Genomic DNA, 15,713 nt, shown 5'->3' with positions numbered 1-15,713 from the left:
CGCCATGAGGCAGCGCGGGACGGAGCTCAGCCCTCTTCGGACAGCAGGTCGGGGCGGCGGCGGCGGGTGCGCTCGAGCTGTTGCTCCCGACGCCAGGCAGCGATCGCGCCGTGGTTCCCGCTCAGCAGGATCGGCGGCACCTCGCGCTCGCGCCAGACCGACGGCTTCGTGTACGAGGGGTACTCGAGCAGGCCATCCTCATGCGATTCCTCGACGAGGCTCTCAGGGTTGCCGACGACACCGGGGATGAGCCGGCCGATCGCCTCGATCATCGCCATGACGGCGACCTCTCCCCCGTTCAGCACGTAGTCGCCGAGACTGATCAGGCGCACTTCGCCCAGGCTTGCGGCCTCCTCGAACACGCGCTCGTCGATGCCCTCGTAACGGCCGCAGCCGAAGATCAGATGCTCGCGGTCGGCGAGCTCGCGCGCGGTCGACTGCCGGAACACTTCGCCCGCCGGTGACGGGAAGATGATGGTGGGGCGAGCGTCGAGCGGCTCCGGAACAGAAGCCGTGCGAGCGGGCTCGGCCGCGAGCTGGTCGAGCGCGAGCCCCCAGGGCTCCGGCTTCATGACCATGCCGGCGCCGCCCCCGTAGGGCGTGTCGTCGACGGTGCGGTGCCGATCGCTCGTCCAGTCCCGCAGGTCGTGGACGTTCAGGTCCAGGATCCCGCTGTCGCGTGCCTTGCCCAGCAGCGAGAGGGTCAGCCCGTCGAAGTACGACGGGAAGATCGAGACGACGTCAATCCGCACCGGGAGCGTCCTGCTCAGAGGCGTCGGCGGGTGCGTCCTCGTCCGCGAGCTCCTCGAACAGCCCGGCGGGCGGCGTCACGACGATGCGTCCGGCGGCGATGTCCACGGTCGGCACGATCGCCGAGACGAACGGCACCATGATCTCGGATCCGATCCCCGATGCAGGCCGGACGATGAGCAGATCCTGCGCGGGAAGGTGATCGACGCGGATCACACGCCCGACGACGACGTCATCGCGGACGACGTCCAGCCCGGTGAGCTGGTGGTCATACCAGGCGTCGTCTTCGGGCTCCTCGGTCTCGTCCTGGTCGATCCACAGGATCGCCTTGACCAGGCCTTCGGCCGCGGTGCGGTCGTCGACGCCCTCGAAGAACACGACGGAGCTGCCGTTCATCACCCGGTGCTCGCGGACGGTGATGGACTTGCCGTGCCACGGAGATGCCTCAGGCACCTGCAACGTGAACTCGGCGCCGGGCACGAAGCGCCCGGCCGGATCGTCGGTGTACAGCTCCAGCTTGAGCGCGCCCTTGAGGCCGTGCGCCTTGACGAGGCGCCCGACGCGCAGCTGGTTGCGGCCTGACGGGCGGTCGGTGGTGGCCACGCTCAGTCGTCCGCGACGTCGACGCGAACGCGACGTCCGTCCGCGAGCGCGGTGATCAGCGTCCGCAGGGCCTTGGCGGTGCGGCCGCCGCGCCCGATCACGCGACCCCGGTCATCGGGGTGCACGTGCACCTCGAGGACGTCGCCGCGGGGCGACGAGGTGGCGGTGATGGTGACATCCTCCGGGTGATCGACGATCCCCGAGACGATGTGCTCGAGCGCGGCAGCCAGCACGACGGATTACTCCGCGTCGGTCGCAGCGTCGGCTGCGTCCTCGGCGGCGGTCTCGACGGAAGCCTCCTCGGCGGGAGCCTCCTTCTTCTCGACCTTGGGCTTGATGACCGACTTCTTGGAGGAGTCGGCCTCGAAGGCCACCTTCTCGCCGGCGACCTTGAGGGTGGACTTCGCGTCCTTGTCACCCTTGAACTTGCCCCAGTCGCCCGTGATCTTGAGGATGGCGGCGACCTGCTCGGTCGGCTGCGCGCCGACCGACAGCCAGTACTGCGCCCGCTCGGAGTCGACCTCGATGAACGAGGGCTCCTCGGTGGGGTGGTACTTGCCGATCTCCTCGATCACGCGACCGTCGCGCTTGGTGCGCGAGTCGGCGACGACGATGCGGTAGTACGGCGCGCGGATCTTGCCCAGGCGCTTGAGACGAATCTTGACAGCCACGATTCTCCTGAATGGTGTGGAAGGAAGACGAACTGATCACCTGGAGCGTGGGGTGCACACCCGGTGGAAGCTCTGCGGGTGGATCACGGCCGGATAGAGGGTCGAGCGGTGATCCAGCTGTCCATTCTGCCAGATCCGCGGCCCTGAGGCGAAACGACGCGGATCACGGTGGGTTTGACCGCCATCCGACCTGTACTGCATGACATATTACTGGGTAGAGTGAGGGCATGTCCGATGTGATCGCCGATCTCGCCCTCATCGATGCGGCGACCCTCGCGGCCCGCGTGAGCATGGCCGACGCGATCCGGGCCGTCGGCGAGGTGCTCCGCAGCGGCTTCGACCCCGAGGGCGATCTGCCCCGCACGATCCTCGATATCCCGCACGGGCAGCTGCTGCTCATGCCCGCCGCCTTCGGTGGGATGGCCGGACAGAAGCTCGCCTCCGTCGCTCCGGACAACCCGGCACACGGACGGGACCGCATCCAGGCCGTCTACGTGGTGCTGGACGGCACGACGCTCGCGCCGATCGCCGTCATGGACGGCACGGCTCTCACTTCTCTGCGCACGCCGGCCGTCAGCGCCGCCGTGGTGGACGCGCTGGCCGGCCCCGATGCCGGCGACCTCGTCGTGTTCGGCACCGGACCTCAGGCCGTGCAGCACGTCCGGGCGCTCTGCACCGTGCGCGCGCTCCGCACGGTACGCCTGATCGGACGGGATCCGGCCAAGGCCGCGGATGCCGCCGCCCACGCCCGGGACTTCGCGACGGAGGCGGATGTCGCCGTCGGATCCGTCGCGGACCTCGCCGCCGCCGACCTCATGGTGTGCGCGACCACGGCGACGGATCCGCTCTTCGCCGCCGACGCGGTGCGCACAGACGCCACCGTCGTCGCGATCGGCTCGCACGAGCCCGGTAAGGCGGAGCTGCCGCCCGCTCTGCTCGGCCGCGGTCAGGTCGTGGTGGAGAGCCGTCGCGTCGCGTCGACGGAGGCCGGGGACGTCATCCGTGCCCTGGATGCCGGCGCGCTGCATCCGGAGGAGCTCGTCACGATGCATGAGCTCTTCACGGGGAAGGTCTCCCCCGCCAAGGACCGGCCGAGGATCGTGAAGACGTGCGGCATGGGGTGGCAGGATCTGGCGGTCGCCGCCCGCGCCGTCCGCGCCGGAGAGGAGCGATGATGACCATGATCACGGAGGATTGGCACACCGCCGGAGAGCCGTTCCGGATCGTCGAGGGCGTGCCGACCCACGGTGCCACCGTCGCCGAGCGCCGGGTCGACGCGATGAACGGCGAGGCGGACGGCGTCAGACGCTTCCTCTGCCTCGAGCCCCGCGGCCACGACGACATGTACGGCGGCTTCCTCACGCCGCCCGACGACGCCGGCGCCGACTTCGGCGTGCTGTTCTGGCACAAGGACGGCTTCTCCACCGCGTGCGGGCACGGCACCATCGCGCTTGGAGCCTGGGCGGTGCGCACCGGTCGCGTGCCCTCGGATCCGGACGGCGAGACGACGGTCACGATCGATGTGCCGAGCGGTCGCGTGCAGGCCCGCGTGCGACAGCAGGGCGGCCGGATCACCGAGGTGGTGTTCCGCAACGTGGAGTCGCGGGTGCTCGCGCGCGGCATCTCCCTGGAGACGTCGCACGGGCCGGTCGACGTCGACCTGATCTTCGGCGGCGCCGTGTATGCGACGCTGCCCGCCTGCGCGGTCGGCCTGTCCGTGCTCCCGGAGCACACCGCCGACCTCATCCGCATCGGGCGCGAGATCAAGTGGGCGCTGAACGAGCATCCGGCCGCCCAGCTCGATGACGCGCGGCTGAGCGGCGTCTACGGCACCATCCTGGTCGACGACCTCGGACGCACCGAGCGCGGCCCCTGGCAGCGCAATGTGACGGTGTTCGCCGACGGCGAGGTGGATCGCAGCCCGTGCGGATCCGGAACAGCCGCCCGTGTGGCGCTGCTCGCGGCATCCGGCGTGCTCGGCGACGGCGAAGAGCTCACGCACGACTCGATCCTCGGAACCCGCTTCCACGCGACCGTCGCCGAGCGCACCGCGGACGGCGTCATCCCCGAGGTGCGCGGCCTCGCGCATCGGGTCGGATCGTGCGCCTTCGAGCTCGACGAGGGCGACCCGTTGCCCCAGGGCTTCAGCCTGCGCTGACGTCCGGGGCCGGCCCTATCGTGAGGGATCCTGGCTCGCCCGGCTCACCCTCACCTCCGATCACCGTCAAGGAGTACCTATGCGCACCGGATCCCTCAGCATCCTTGGAGCAGCCGTCTGGGACGGCGCGCGCTTCGAGGAGCGCGACCTGCACATCGTCGACGGCCGCGTCGCCGATCGCCCGGCCGACGGCGCGACGACGGTGGGCGGTCATGGCCGCTGGCTCATCCCCGGCCTCATCGACGCACACTTCCACGCCTACGCCACGAGTCAGGACGGGCTGGAGGACGAGCGCGGCCCGCTGAGTTTCGCGGCGATCAACGGGACCCGCCGTCTCGGTGCGGCGCTGCGACGCGGCTTCACCACCGTGCGCGACGTGGCAGGCGGCGACATCGGCCTCGCGCGCGCGATCGATGCCGACCTCTTCGACTCGCCGCGCTACCTGTTCACCGGCCCCGCACTGAGCCAGACCGGCGGCCACGGGGATCCGCGCTCCGCGCACATCGACATCTGCTTCACGCACGGACACATGTGCGAGATCGTCGACGGGGTCGAACCGTTGCGCCTCGCCGTCCGGAACCGGCTGCGCACGGGCGCACACGCGATCAAGGTGATGACGTCCGGCGGAGTGTTCTCGCTGACGGATCCGATCCGGGTGCCCCAGTACTCCGAGGAGGAGCTGCGGGCCGTCGTCGCCGAAGCCACCCGGCAGCAGTCCTACGTCGCCGCCCACGCGTACTCCCCGGAGGCGGTGCGGCACTCGATCGACAACGGCGTCCGGTCGATCGAGCACGGCAACCTCATCGACTCCCCGACGGCGCAGCGCATGGCCGAAGCGGGCGCCTTCCTCGTTCCCACGCTCGCCGCCTACGACGCCATGGACCGACGCGGTGCGGGGATCGGCCTCAACGCCGTCTCCCTCGCCAAGAACGCCGAGGTCCTCTCGCACGGACAGGAGGCGGTGCGTCTCGCACTCGCCGCCGGCGTCCCGGTCGGTTTCGGCACCGATCTCATGGGCGAGCTCGAGGACGATCAGCTCTGCGGGGTGCGTCTGCAGGTCGAGGCGGCCGGCGCGGCGGAGACGCTGCGATCCATGACCACGGTCAACGCCTCCCTCATCCGCGACGAGCGCGCCGGACACCTCGGCCTCGGCGCGTACGGCGACGCCGTGCTGCTGACGGCCGACCCCCTGGCCGAGCCCTCGGCGTTGTGGGAGCAGGACGCGCGCGCTCTCGTGGTGCGCGCCGGGCGTGCCGTCGGCTGATCCGCCGGCGGCAGAGCTGATCCGCCGAGGACGGAGAAGGGGCGGCCGCCCGTCGTCGGGCCGGCCGCCTCACTCGTGCTCGCGCCTCAGCGGGCGGACGCACCCCACTCGGTGGAGCGGCCGGCCTCGCTGCGGGTCTGCGGCACGTGCCACGGGTTGTCGTCGCGCAGCGGCGGCGGAAGCAGCTCCTGCGGCGCGTTCTGATACGCCACTCCACGCAGGAACCGGGTGATGCCGGCCGTGCCCACGCTGGTCGCATCGGTGGTCGTCGCAGGGTAGGGGCCGCCATGCTGCATCGCCGGAGTCACTGAGACGCCCGTGGGCCAGCCGCCGAACAGCACGCGGCCGCTCGTGGCGGCCAGGGCGTCGACGAGCACGTCAAGGGATCCGTCGGCCAGCTCGGCCGGACGCGCGTGCACGGTGGAGGTGAGGTTGCCGGGGAACAGCTCCTCGTGCACCGCAGGCAGCGCCGATGCGTCGGTGTAGCGCACGATGATGGACAGCGGTCCGAACGACTCCTCGAGCAGTGCCTCTCGGTGCGAGCGGAGCGTTTCGAGGTCAACGGCGACGACCGTGGGCGTGGCGTGGCGCTGTCCTTCCTCGTCCTCGTGGACCTCGCCCTCGGCGAGGACGGTCGTGCCTTCCGCGCCGAGCACGGCGGACCTGCGGCCCTCGAACGCCCGCCCGATGCCGGGGTTCAGCAGGCGGTGCTCTGCCACACCCCCGACCGCGGGTGCGACCGCGGACAGGTCGGCGTCGGCCGGCACGAACAGGAAGCCCGGCTTCGTGCAGAGCTGACCGGCGGATCCGGCCACGGACGCGACGAAGCCCTGCAGCAGCTCGGCATCGGCGTACGTCGCGTACACCGGATTCACGCTGCCCAGCTCGCCGTAGAACGGGATCGGCCGCGGACGGGCGGCGGCGATGTCCGCGAGCAGACGCCCGACGTGCGTGGAGCCGGTGAAGGCCCCCGCGCGGATCCGCTCGTCCTGCAGCAGGTCGACGCCGTTCTGCTGCCCCTCGATGAGCTGGAACACGCCCGTCGGCATCCCGGCGCCTTCGAGTGCCGCCGCGACGATGGCGGCCGTGCGCCGGGACAGCTCGGGGTGCCCCGAGTGCGCCTTGACCACGACCGGGCAGCCCGCGGCGAGGGCCGCCGCGGAGTCTCCGCCGGCGACCGAGAACGCGAACGGGAAGTTCGACGCCGCGAAGTTCAGCACCGGTCCGACCGGCTCCAGCACGCGGCGGACGTCCGGACGCGGGCCGATCACGTAGTCGGGATCCGCAGCGTCGATCCGCGCGTCGAGGTAGGCGCCGCCGGCGATCGTGTCGGCGAACAGGCGCAGCTGCCAGGAGGTGCGCTTCACCTCGCCCGTGAGCCGCGCCTCGGTGAGGCCGGTCTCCCCCATCGCGATCGCGATGAGTTCTCCCGCGTGCGCGTCGAGGGCGTCGGCGACCGCGACGAGCGCGGCGCCGCGATCGGTCGGCGACGTGGCGGCGAAGGCGCGGGCCGCGGACGCCGCCCGCGCGGCGACCTCGGACACGGTGGGCGTGCTCTCAGACATGCATCTCCTCCTAGAAGACGAAGCCCTCGGGGAACGGGTCGTCCCCGTCGAGGATGTACTGGCCGAGCCCGGTCACCCAGGCTCGGCCGGTGATCGTGGGGATCACGGCGGGCCTGTCGCCCACGCTCGTCTCGCCGACCAGCCGGCCGACGAACTCCGTGCCGATGAACGACTCGTTCACGAACGGCGTGTCCAGTGCGAGCTCACCGCGAGCGTGCAGCTCGGCCATGCGGGCGCTCGTCCCGGTGCCGCAGGGCGACCGGTCGAACCAGCCGGGGTGGATGGCCATGGCGTGACGCGAGCGGACAGCGTCGGATCCTGGCGCGATGAATTCCACGTGGTGCACGTGGTTCGCACCCTCCAGCAGCGGGTGCGCGGGTGGGGCCTGCGTGTTGATCGCGTCCATGATCTGCAGGCCGGCGCGGACGATGTCGCCCTGCCGAGCGCGATCGAACGGCAGCCCGACCTCGTCGAGGTCGACGAGTGCGTAGAAGTTGCCGCCGAACGCGACCGAGTAGGTGATCTCGCCGATCCCGGGAACCTGGATCCTCTCGTCGAGACGGTCCACGAAGCTGGGCACGTTCTCGATCGTGACGTTCACGGCGCGTCCGTCCTCGACCGAGACACGCGCGATCACGAGCCCCGCCGGAACGTCCAGCCGGATCTCGGTCACCGGCTCCGCGACCTCGACCATGCCGGTCTCCACCAGCACGGTGGCCACTCCGATCGTGCCGTGCCCGCACATCGGCAGGAATCCGGATGCCTCGATGAACACCACACCCCAGTCGGCGTCGTCGCGCGCCGGCGGCTGCAGGAGCGCGCCCGACATCGAGGCGTGCCCGCGCGGCTCGTTCATGAGGAAGCCGCGCAGCCCGTCGAGGTGCTCCATCGCGTACAGGCGGCGGTCGTTCATCGTCGCGCCGGGGATCCGGCCCACACCGCCCGTGACGACGCGGGTCGGCATGCCCTCCGTGTGCGAGTCGACGGCCTGCAGCACCCGGCGCGCGCGCATCAGCGGACTCCGGCGGGCCGGGCGTGCAGACGCCGGAGCACGGACGGCGTGCGCATCAGGCGACGACCGCCGAGCGCGCGGCGAGGGCAGCCAGGGCGCGCTCGGTATCGGCGGTGACCTGTGCGCGCTGCTCGGCGCTCAGCGGGCCGCGCGGCGGACGGGTGGGGCCGCCGTAGGAATTGCCGCAGATGTCCATGGAGAGTTTGATCGCCTGCACGAACTCGGTGCGCGAGTCCCAGCGGAACACGGCGACGAGCTGCTCGTACAGGGCCTTGGCCTCGTGCCATTTGCCGTCGGCGCAGAGGTTGTAGAGCTCGACCGCCTCGCGCGGGAACGCGTTCGGGTAGCCGGCGAACCAGCCGACGGCGCCGTTCACCATGAGCTCGAAGAGCACATCGTCGGCCCCCGCGATGATGTCGATGTCGCAGAGTTCCTTGATCTCGTAGACGCGGCGCACATCGCCGGAGAACTCCTTGATGGCCACGACCTCTGGGATCTGGGCGAGCTTCGCCACGAGCGCCGGCACCAGGTCGACCTTGGTGTCGAAGGGGTTGTTGTAGGCCATGATCGGCAGACCGGCCTTCGCGACCTCCTCGTAGTGCGCGATGACCTCGCCCTCGTTGGCGCGGTAGATGGTCGGCGGCAGCAGCAGCACGCCGTCCGCACCGTCCTCGCGAGCCAGCTCGGCCCACTTCCGCGCCTGGTGGCTGCCCACGCCGTGCACGCCTGCGATGACGATGCCACGGCCGTCCACGGCCTCGACAGCGACCTGGATGACCTTGCGGCGCTCCTCGTCGGTGAGCGAGGAGTACTCGCCGAGCGAGCCGTTCGGACCGACACCGCGGCAGCCGTTGGACATCAGGAAGTCGACGTGCTCGCCGAACTTGTCGTAGTCGACGGCGAGGCCTGCGGGCGCCGAGGAGTCCTCGGTGAACGCGAGGGTCGTCGCGACGACGACGCCGCCGAGGTCCATGGTCTGCTCAGTCATTGCGATGTCCATTCTCTCCTGTGCCCGGCCGCCGTGGCCGGGCTCTCGTCGGTGGTCCGTGCGCTGCTCGTCCGCTGGTCGCGGACCGCTCCGGAACGTGTTGCGACATCCTCGTCGCAGTAGTATGTAACATATCACCCACTACAAGGAGTGGACAAGATCCTCCATGTGGTTCAGTCCGCGAGGTCCGACCGGGTCGCGGCGAGCTCGCCGATCCGCACCGAGGACAGCACAGGACGGCGGTCGTAGCCGACCAGCGCGCCCGCGATGTCCTCGACACTGCGGCCGCAGGTGCGCCCCTGGCATGCGCCGAGACCTGCACGCGTGGCGAGCCGCATCCCTCGCGATGAGACGTCGGCATACTCGTCGAGCGTCCGCCGGCGCACCGATTCGCAGCGGCATACGATGGTCTCCGCGTCCAGCCAGGCGGTCCAGCCGGATCCGATCCGATGCGTCTGAAGCCGGGCGGCGAAGGCGCGCATGCGACGGCGCGCGGCCAGCGGCGCACGGTATCGGATGTCCGCTGGGGCGACCCCGGCCGCGGCGAGACCTGCCACCGCCCCCTCGGCGAGCGCCGCGTCGGCCCCGCCGATGCCGGTGATCTCCCCCGCGGCGTAGACGTTTTCGACGCTCGTGTCCTGCTGGGACCCGACGCGCACGAATCGGTCGGATCCGATCTCGCATCCTGCCTGGATCGCTGCCTCGAGCCGGGGGGTGAAGCCGTGGCCGAGCGCGACGGAATCGCATTCGATCGTGCGCTCGCTGCCCGGGATCGGGCGCCAGTCCCGGTCGATGCGCTGCACGGTCGCCGCTTCCACGGCTGTGCCGCCGTGGATGCGCGTGACCGCCGCGCCGAAGCGGTACGGCGTGCGGTGCGCCGCGAGCGAGCCGAGATACGAGGCGAGCTCCCCGGCCTTGGCGGTCGCGGCGGCGAGCTCCCACGGGCGCCGCCCCCAGCCTCGCGCGACGGCCGTGACGCTCGCCGCCTCCACGACCTCGGCCACCTCCCCTCCGACGTGGCCGATGCTCTGCGCGACGGGGAGCAGGAACGGGCCCGCCCCGCCGAGGACCGTGCGCGTGCCGAGCCGCACCCCGTCGCGCTTCGCGAGCGCCTGTGCGGCGCCGGCCGAGGTCACGCCGGGAAGCGTCCAGCCGGGCACCGGCAGCACGCGGTCGTGCGCACCGGTGGCGATCACCAGGGCGTCGGCCAGGACCGTCTCACCGCGGCGCTGGGCGGCGTCCGCGGGTCCGATGAGCGCGTGCACGCGCAGGGGAGCTCCCGGTTCGATGCGCCACACCGACGCGGAGGCGAGCACGCGCGCGCCCTCGAGCTGCTCCTGCAGCGATCCGAACCGCTCGGTCTGGTGCTGAAGGTGCGGATCCGTGATCCCGGGGTGGTGCCGCCAGAACTGTCCGCCGATGCGCTCCCCCTCGTCCAGGACCGTGACCGCGGCACCGGCCTCGACCGCGGCCGCGGCCGCAGCCAGCCCCGCCGGCCCCGCACCGATGACCACCACGCGTCGCGCGCTCATGCCCGTCCCTCCCGCTCGACGACATCGCCGTCGCACGCCGCGCGCTGACAGGCGCGGACGCCCTCCACGCCGTTGACCGTGACGACGCAGTCCTGGCAGATGCCCATGCCACAGAAGATGCCCCGCTTCTCTCCCGCCGCCGTGCGCCATGTGCGCCGGCCGGCGCCCAGAAGCACACCGGCGATGGTCTGCCCGTCCCGCCCTTCCACGGCCGCGCCGTCCACGATGATCTGCACGCTCACGCGGCGGCCTCCTTTCCTGGTGCGCCCGTACTGCGTCTCTCGACGCCGCCCTGGCCCCGCCCGTCGGAGCCCTGCAGGCTCGCCCGCGAGGGCAGGAACGGCGTGGGATCCAACGGCGCCGGAGTACCCAGCACGGCGTGCGCGATGAGTGCGCCCGTGGTCGGCGCGAGTCCGATGCCCGCCCCCTCGTGCCCCGCCGCGTGGAAGAGTCCGGCGATGGTGGCATCGGCGCCGATCGCCGGCAGATGATCCGGCGCGTACGGGCGGAAACCGTAGTAGGTGCGCAACAGCATGGTGTCGCGCAGGAACGGGAACAACCGCGTCGCCTTGGCGGCGATCTCGGACAGCGGCGCGAGCAGGCCGTCGCCCGAGAAGCCGACGCGCTCCCGGCTGGATCCGATCAGCACGGTGCCGGACGGCGTGGACTCGACCACGGTCGATGTCTGCAACGCGGCGTCGCCGGATCCGACTGCACTCACGTAGTCGGCGTCGTAGACCTTGTGGAACACCCGCTGCGGCATCGCCGCCGTGACGAGGATCGTGCCGCGGCGCGGCCGGATGTCCAGCACGCTGCCGAACAGCGCCGCCGTCTCTCCCGCCCAGGGGCCAGCGCAGTCGACCACGGCGTCGGCCTCGACCAGCCCGCCCGCCGTGCGCACCCCCGTCGCACGTCCCGCCACGACGACGCCCGCGACGACCTCTTCCACGATCAGCCGCGCGCCGAGGTGCACCGCCCGGGCGAGCATCGCCTGCGTGGCGAGGCTCGGCTGCACCTGCGCATCGTCGGGGTAGTGCACGCCGAGAGCGATCTCCGGGCTCAGGTGCGGCTCGGCGGCGCGCACGGCTACCTCCTCGAGCGCTTCGGCGCGGATGCCGATGCCGTGCTGCGAGACCGCGAAGGACCTCAGCGCGTCGGCGCCCCCGGGGAAGGCGACGACGATGCCGCCCTTCGCCTCGAACTCGGTCGCGGGCTGACCGGGAACGCGATCCGCGTCGAGGCGCGCGGCCAGGGCGCGCCAGGCGCGGTTCGCCTCGATCGCGAGATCGGCCTCCGGTCCCGGTTCCTTGTCGGAGACGAGGATGTTCCCCTCGCACCGGCTCGAGGTCTCCCCCGCGACACCGCTGCGATCGATGACGATCACTTCGGCGCCCGCTTCGGTCAGGGCGAGTGCGCACGCCGCGCCGATCGCCCCGGCGCCGATCACGACGACCCTCATCCTCAGCCGCCGAGGTACGCGTCGACCACGCGCGCGTCGGCGGCCAGCTCCGCGGCCGAGCCGGAGAGCGTCGCCCGACCGGTCTCCACCACGTAGGCGCGGTCCGCGATCCGCAGCGCAGCGCGCGCGTTCTGCTCGACGAGCAGCACGGTCGTGCCGTGCGCATTCACCGCCTGGATCGTCTCCATGACCTGCTTCACGACGAGCGGCGCGAGCCCCATGGATGGCTCGTCCAGCAGCAGCAGCTTCGGACCTCCGATGATCGCGCGCCCGATCGCCACCATCTGCTGCTCGCCGCCGGAGAGCGTGCCGCCCTGCTGCTTGCGGCGCTCAGCCAGTCTCGGCATGAGCGCGTACACCTGATCGACGCGCTGGGCGATCAGCTTCTGGTCCCGCACGGTGTAGCCGCCGAGCAGCAGGTTCTCGTGCACCGTCATCGTGGAGAAGATCCGCCGTCCTTCCGGCACGTGCACGAGTCCCGCGGCCACGATGTCCCACGGCTTCGCGGTGGCGAGGTCCATGTCGCCCCAGCGCACCGTGCCGCTCTTGGGCCGTACGAGCCCGGAGAGCATGTTCATCGTGGTCGACTTGCCGGCGCCGTTGTTGCCGAGCAGGCAGACGATCTCGCCCTCGTGCACGTCGAAGCTGAGCTCTCGCAGCGCGTGGACGCGGCCGTAGTAGACGTCTGCCGCCTGGACTGTGAGCGAGCTCATGAGCGCTTCCCCTTCTTCGTCGTGCCGTCGCCTTCGAGCAGGGACAGGTCCACCGTGCCGGTCTGCAGCTTCGTGGCGTCCAGCGGCTCGTCCTCGACACCGAGGTACGCCTCGATCACGATCGGGTCGTGCTTGATCTGCTCCGGCGTTCCGACGGCGATCTCCTTGCCGTAGTTGAGCACAACGATGCGCTCGGCGAGCTCCATGATCAGCCCCATGTCATGCTCGATCAGCACCACCGCGACGCCGAGGTCCCGGATGCGCCGGATGAGCTGCATGAGCGCCTGCTTCTCACTGAAGTTCAGACCCGCCGCCGGCTCGTCCAGCAGCAGCAGCTTCGGACTCGTGGCCAGCGCCCGTGCGATCTCCACGCGGCGCTGCTCGCCGTACGGCAGCTGCGTCACGTAGAGGTTCTCGTCGTCCGTGAAGCCGACGAAGTCCAGCCAGCCGCGCGCCGCCTCGGCACAGGCGAGCTCGGCACGGCGGTAGCCGGGAGTGTGCAGGAAGGTCACCCAGAAGCCCTCGCGCAGGTTCGCGTGCATGGCGGTCTTGACGTTGTCCAGCACGCTGAGCTCGCGGAACAGCCGCAGGTTCTGGAACGTGCGCGCCATCCCCCACTTCGTCACCCGCGACGGCAGCACCCGGTAGAGGCCGAAGCTCTGCAGCAGGTCCACCAGGCGCAGCTTCCGCAAGAAACCCGGCGCCTGGCGCACGATGTCGTTGCCGTCGAACACGACGGATCCGGACGTGGGCAGATAGAACCCCGAGATGCAGTTGAACGCGCTCGTCTTCCCCGCTCCGTTCGGCCCGATGACGGCGAGGATCTCGCCTTCCTGCACGGAGAAGCTCAATCCGTCGACGGCCTTCACACCGCCGAACTGCAGTCGCAGGTCCGAGACCTCCAGCAGCGCGCTCATCGCGTCTCACCCTCTTCCGCCGTCGCGTCCTCCGCCTCGATCGGCGTCTCATCCTCGTCGACCGGCACCGGCGACAGGAAGCCCTGGGTGGGCGGCGGCACGGGTCTCCGCTTCTTCAGCCACGGCAGGATCGCCGTGGAGGGCCAGAGCCCCGCCGGGCGGAACAGCATCACCACGACGAGCAGCAGGCCGAAGATGAGGAAGCGCCATTCTGAGAAGTCGCGCAGCAATTCCGGGGCGAGCGAGACGAACAGCGCACCGATGATCACACCGGGGGTGGAACCCATGCCGCCCAGGACGACCGCCATCAGGATCAGCGCCGAGTAGAGGAACTGGAAGCTGTTCGGGCTGATCGCGCTGAGGTGCGTCGCCATGAGCTGCCCCGCCACACCGGCCCACACCGCGCCGATGATGTAGGCGGAGATCTTCGCGAGGTAGGTGTTGATCCCCATCGCCTCGGCGGCGTCCTCATCGTCGCGGACCGCCTTCCAGGCGCGCCCCATCTTGCCTTTGGCGAGCCGGCCCGCGCCGATCACGCCGACGAGCACGACGATCGCCGCGACGAAGTAGTAGAAGAGCACCCGCTGCGGGAAGACGAGTCCGCCGATCGTGAGGCCGTCGGCGAAGCTCCAGCCGCCGAAGCTCCACGTCGGGATGCCGTGGATGCCGGAAGGGCCGCCGGTGATCTTCAGATTGTTGGCCGTGATCCGGATGATCTCGCCGAAGCCGAGTGTGACGATGGCGAGGTAGTCGCTGCGCAGACGCAGCGTCGGTGCGCCGATGATGACGCCGGCCACCATGCAGCACAGGATCGTCGCCGGAAGAGCCATCCACATGGGAAGCCCGACCACGGTGGTGAGGATGCCCGAGACGTAGGCGCCGACTGCGAAGAAGGCGATGTAGCCCAGGTCCAGCAGACCCGCGTAGCCGACGACGACGTTGAGCCCCATGCAGAGCATCACGTAGATCAGCGCGCTGGTCGCGATCGACATCGTGTACCGCGAGGCATCGATGAACGGGAGCACGGCGAGGAGCACGATGCACACCCCGCCGAGGGCGCGCAGGAAACCCTGCTGCGAGGAGAGCACGCCGCGGGGCGCGGACGGACGGTCGAACAGCGGCGAGGGCGCGCGCAGCTTCCCGTCGCGCAGCGCCGAGGTCACGGAGCCTGGGGTTGCGGTGCCGGACATGTCACATCCTCTCGACGACGCGGGCGCCGAGCAGCCCCGTCGGTTTGAAGGTGAGGAAAAGGATGAGGAACGCGAACGAGAACACGTCGCGCCATTCGCCGCCGAACCATGCGGATCCGAACGACTCCAGCAGGCCCAGCAGCAGTCCGCCAAGCATCGCGCCGTAGAGGTTGCCGATGCCGCCGATGACCGCCGCGGTGAACGCCTTCAGACCGATGATGAATCCCATCAGGAAGTCGATCGAGCCGTAGTAGGCACCGGCCATCACGCCGGCGGCTCCGGCGAGGGCGGATCCGATGAAGAACACTGTCGCGATCACGCGGTTCACGTTGATGCCCATGAGCTGCGCGCCCTGCGGATCCAGCGCGATCGCGCGCATCGCCCTGCCCTGACGGGTGCGCTCGACGATGTGCGCGAGCACGAGCATCAGGCCCGCGGCGATGATGACCAGCACGATCTGCGCCGGGGTGATCCGCATGCCGAGGAAGTCGAAGCCGGCGGACTCCAGCCGCACCGGGAACGCCTCGGGGTTCGGCCCGAAGATCTGCCGCACGGCGTACTCCAGGGTGAACGAGACGCCGATCGCGGTGATCAGCACGGCGAGCCGTGGGCTCTTGCGCAGCGGACGATAGGCGATCCGCTCGATGCCGACGCCGATGAGGCCGGTGGTCACCATGGACAGCAGCAGGATCACCAGCAGCAGCGGGATCGAGCTCTCATTCGAGATCCCGAAGGCCGAGAGCGTCGCGAAGCCGGCGAACGCGCCGAGCATGTAGATGTCACCGTGCGCGAAGTTGAGCAGCTTGATGATCCCGTAAACCATGCTGTATCCGAGCGCGACGAGGGCGTAGAACGAGCCGACGATGAGGCCGTTCCAGATGAGTTGCATCA

General features: G+C 70.6%; 17 protein-coding genes. 3 read left to right on the top strand and 14 right to left on the bottom strand.

The genetic code is table 11. The annotated features are described in order from the left end of the window. Positions 1–26 precede the first annotated feature (26 nt). From trmD to rpsP, 4 genes are read right to left on the bottom strand one after another with little or no spacing between them, the layout of a single operon-like run. On the bottom strand, positions 27–752 hold the full coding sequence (gene trmD, locus AB4078_RS02390) for a tRNA (guanosine(37)-N1)-methyltransferase TrmD (RefSeq protein WP_441975817.1): 726 nt from the start codon (positions 750–752) through the stop codon (positions 27–29). After that, complete coding sequence (gene rimM, locus AB4078_RS02385; RefSeq protein ID WP_441975816.1) at positions 742–1,353, bottom strand: ribosome maturation factor RimM; 612 nt, start codon at positions 1,351–1,353, stop codon at positions 742–744. Before rimM ends, trmD begins: the two co-directional genes overlap by 11 nt. Positions 1,354–1,355: 2 nt before the next feature. Next, positions 1,356–1,586 (bottom strand): RNA-binding protein, encoded by a 231-nt coding sequence (locus tag AB4078_RS02380; RefSeq protein WP_045273224.1) that lies wholly within the window; start codon positions 1,584–1,586, stop codon positions 1,356–1,358. A gap of 6 nt (positions 1,587–1,592) precedes the next feature. Continuing rightward, complete coding sequence (gene rpsP, locus AB4078_RS02375; RefSeq protein WP_441975815.1) at positions 1,593–2,024, bottom strand: 30S ribosomal protein S16; 432 nt, start codon at positions 2,022–2,024, stop codon at positions 1,593–1,595. A gap of 227 nt (positions 2,025–2,251) precedes the next feature. Here rpsP and AB4078_RS02370 point away from each other — a divergent pair, with 227 nt between their 5' ends. From AB4078_RS02370 to AB4078_RS02360, 3 genes are all read left to right on the top strand, one after another. Further along, entirely contained in the window at positions 2,252–3,199 is a 948-nt protein-coding gene (locus AB4078_RS02370; protein WP_441975814.1) for an ornithine cyclodeaminase family protein, read from the top strand. After that, on the top strand, positions 3,199–4,182 hold the full coding sequence (locus AB4078_RS02365) for a proline racemase family protein (RefSeq protein ID WP_441975813.1): 984 nt from the start codon (positions 3,199–3,201) through the stop codon (positions 4,180–4,182). Before AB4078_RS02370 ends, AB4078_RS02365 begins: the two co-directional genes overlap by 1 nt. A gap of 79 nt (positions 4,183–4,261) precedes the next feature. Continuing rightward, complete coding sequence (locus AB4078_RS02360) at positions 4,262–5,446, top strand: amidohydrolase family protein (protein ID WP_441975812.1); 1,185 nt, start codon at positions 4,262–4,264, stop codon at positions 5,444–5,446. Between the two features lie 86 nt (positions 5,447–5,532). On the opposite strand, the gene AB4078_RS02355 is transcribed toward AB4078_RS02360, so the two are convergent. The 10 genes from AB4078_RS02355 to AB4078_RS02310 all read right to left on the bottom strand — a co-directional run bounded on the left by AB4078_RS02355 (position 5,533) and on the right by AB4078_RS02310 (position 15,711). Continuing rightward, positions 5,533–7,011, bottom strand: a complete 1,479-nt coding sequence (locus AB4078_RS02355) for an aldehyde dehydrogenase family protein (protein WP_441975811.1) — start codon at positions 7,009–7,011, stop codon at positions 5,533–5,535. 10 nt (positions 7,012–7,021) lie between these two features. Continuing rightward, the gene (locus AB4078_RS02350; RefSeq protein ID WP_441975810.1) at positions 7,022–8,023 is read right to left on the bottom strand and encodes a proline racemase family protein; all 1,002 of its coding nucleotides are present in this window, start codon (positions 8,021–8,023) and stop codon (positions 7,022–7,024) included. 55 nt (positions 8,024–8,078) lie between these two features. Further along, positions 8,079–9,011: a dihydrodipicolinate synthase family protein gene (locus AB4078_RS02345; RefSeq protein WP_440731634.1), complete on the bottom strand. Its 933-nt coding sequence runs from the start codon at positions 9,009–9,011 to the stop codon at positions 8,079–8,081. Positions 9,012–9,184: 173 nt separating this feature from the next. Continuing rightward, complete coding sequence (locus tag AB4078_RS02340; RefSeq protein WP_441975809.1) at positions 9,185–10,543, bottom strand: FAD-dependent oxidoreductase; 1,359 nt, start codon at positions 10,541–10,543, stop codon at positions 9,185–9,187. Further along, the gene (locus AB4078_RS02335) at positions 10,540–10,785 is read right to left on the bottom strand and encodes a (2Fe-2S)-binding protein (RefSeq protein ID WP_441975808.1); all 246 of its coding nucleotides are present in this window, start codon (positions 10,783–10,785) and stop codon (positions 10,540–10,542) included. Before AB4078_RS02335 ends, AB4078_RS02340 begins: the two co-directional genes overlap by 4 nt. Continuing rightward, positions 10,782–12,002, bottom strand: a complete 1,221-nt coding sequence (locus AB4078_RS02330; protein ID WP_441975807.1) for an NAD(P)/FAD-dependent oxidoreductase — start codon at positions 12,000–12,002, stop codon at positions 10,782–10,784. The genes AB4078_RS02335 and AB4078_RS02330 overlap by 4 nt, the downstream gene beginning before the upstream one ends. A 2-nt stretch (positions 12,003–12,004) precedes the next feature. After that, complete coding sequence (locus AB4078_RS02325; protein ID WP_440731630.1) at positions 12,005–12,715, bottom strand: ABC transporter ATP-binding protein; 711 nt, start codon at positions 12,713–12,715, stop codon at positions 12,005–12,007. Continuing rightward, positions 12,712–13,632: an ABC transporter ATP-binding protein gene (locus AB4078_RS02320; RefSeq protein ID WP_441975806.1), complete on the bottom strand. Its 921-nt coding sequence runs from the start codon at positions 13,630–13,632 to the stop codon at positions 12,712–12,714. Before AB4078_RS02320 ends, AB4078_RS02325 begins: the two co-directional genes overlap by 4 nt. Beyond that, the gene (locus AB4078_RS02315; protein ID WP_441975805.1) at positions 13,629–14,822 is read right to left on the bottom strand and encodes a branched-chain amino acid ABC transporter permease; all 1,194 of its coding nucleotides are present in this window, start codon (positions 14,820–14,822) and stop codon (positions 13,629–13,631) included. The genes AB4078_RS02320 and AB4078_RS02315 overlap by 4 nt, the downstream gene beginning before the upstream one ends. 1 nt (position 14,823) lies before the next feature. Next, a complete protein-coding gene (locus AB4078_RS02310) occupies positions 14,824–15,711 on the bottom strand; it encodes a branched-chain amino acid ABC transporter permease (RefSeq protein ID WP_440732423.1) in 888 nt (295 codons plus the stop codon). Between the last annotated feature and the right edge of the window lie 2 nt (positions 15,712–15,713).

It is taken from the genome of Microbacterium sp. 2MCAF23, from assembly GCF_052115565.1.
In the GTDB taxonomy this organism is placed as follows: domain Bacteria; phylum Actinomycetota; class Actinomycetes; order Actinomycetales; family Microbacteriaceae; genus Microbacterium.
This window is presented reverse-complemented; position numbering and strand designations above follow the sequence as displayed.

Excerpts from the sequence above, each read along its gene's own strand:
- AB4078_RS02350 (WP_441975810.1), bottom strand. The coding sequence starts at position 8,023 with ATGCGCGCGCGCCGGGTGCTGCAGGCCGTCGACTCGCACACGGAGGGC.
- AB4078_RS02320 (WP_441975806.1), bottom strand. The coding sequence starts at position 13,632 with ATGAGCGCGCTGCTGGAGGTCTCGGACCTGCGACTGCAGTTCGGCGGT.
- AB4078_RS02365 (WP_441975813.1), top strand. The coding sequence starts at position 3,199 with ATGACCATGATCACGGAGGATTGGCACACCGCCGGAGAGCCGTTCCGG.
- AB4078_RS02360 (WP_441975812.1), top strand. The coding sequence starts at position 4,262 with ATGCGCACCGGATCCCTCAGCATCCTTGGAGCAGCCGTCTGGGACGGC.
- AB4078_RS02370 (WP_441975814.1), top strand. The coding sequence starts at position 2,252 with ATGTCCGATGTGATCGCCGATCTCGCCCTCATCGATGCGGCGACCCTC.
- AB4078_RS02325 (WP_440731630.1), bottom strand. The coding sequence starts at position 12,715 with ATGAGCTCGCTCACAGTCCAGGCGGCAGACGTCTACTACGGCCGCGTC.
- AB4078_RS02355 (WP_441975811.1), bottom strand. The coding sequence starts at position 7,011 with ATGTCTGAGAGCACGCCCACCGTGTCCGAGGTCGCCGCGCGGGCGGCG.
- AB4078_RS02310 (WP_440732423.1), bottom strand. The coding sequence starts at position 15,711 with ATGCAACTCATCTGGAACGGCCTCATCGTCGGCTCGTTCTACGCCCTC.
- AB4078_RS02345 (WP_440731634.1), bottom strand. The coding sequence starts at position 9,011 with ATGACTGAGCAGACCATGGACCTCGGCGGCGTCGTCGTCGCGACGACC.
- AB4078_RS02315 (WP_441975805.1), bottom strand. The coding sequence starts at position 14,822 with ATGTCCGGCACCGCAACCCCAGGCTCCGTGACCTCGGCGCTGCGCGAC.
- AB4078_RS02330 (WP_441975807.1), bottom strand. The coding sequence starts at position 12,002 with ATGAGGGTCGTCGTGATCGGCGCCGGGGCGATCGGCGCGGCGTGCGCA.
- AB4078_RS02340 (WP_441975809.1), bottom strand. The coding sequence starts at position 10,543 with ATGAGCGCGCGACGCGTGGTGGTCATCGGTGCGGGGCCGGCGGGGCTG.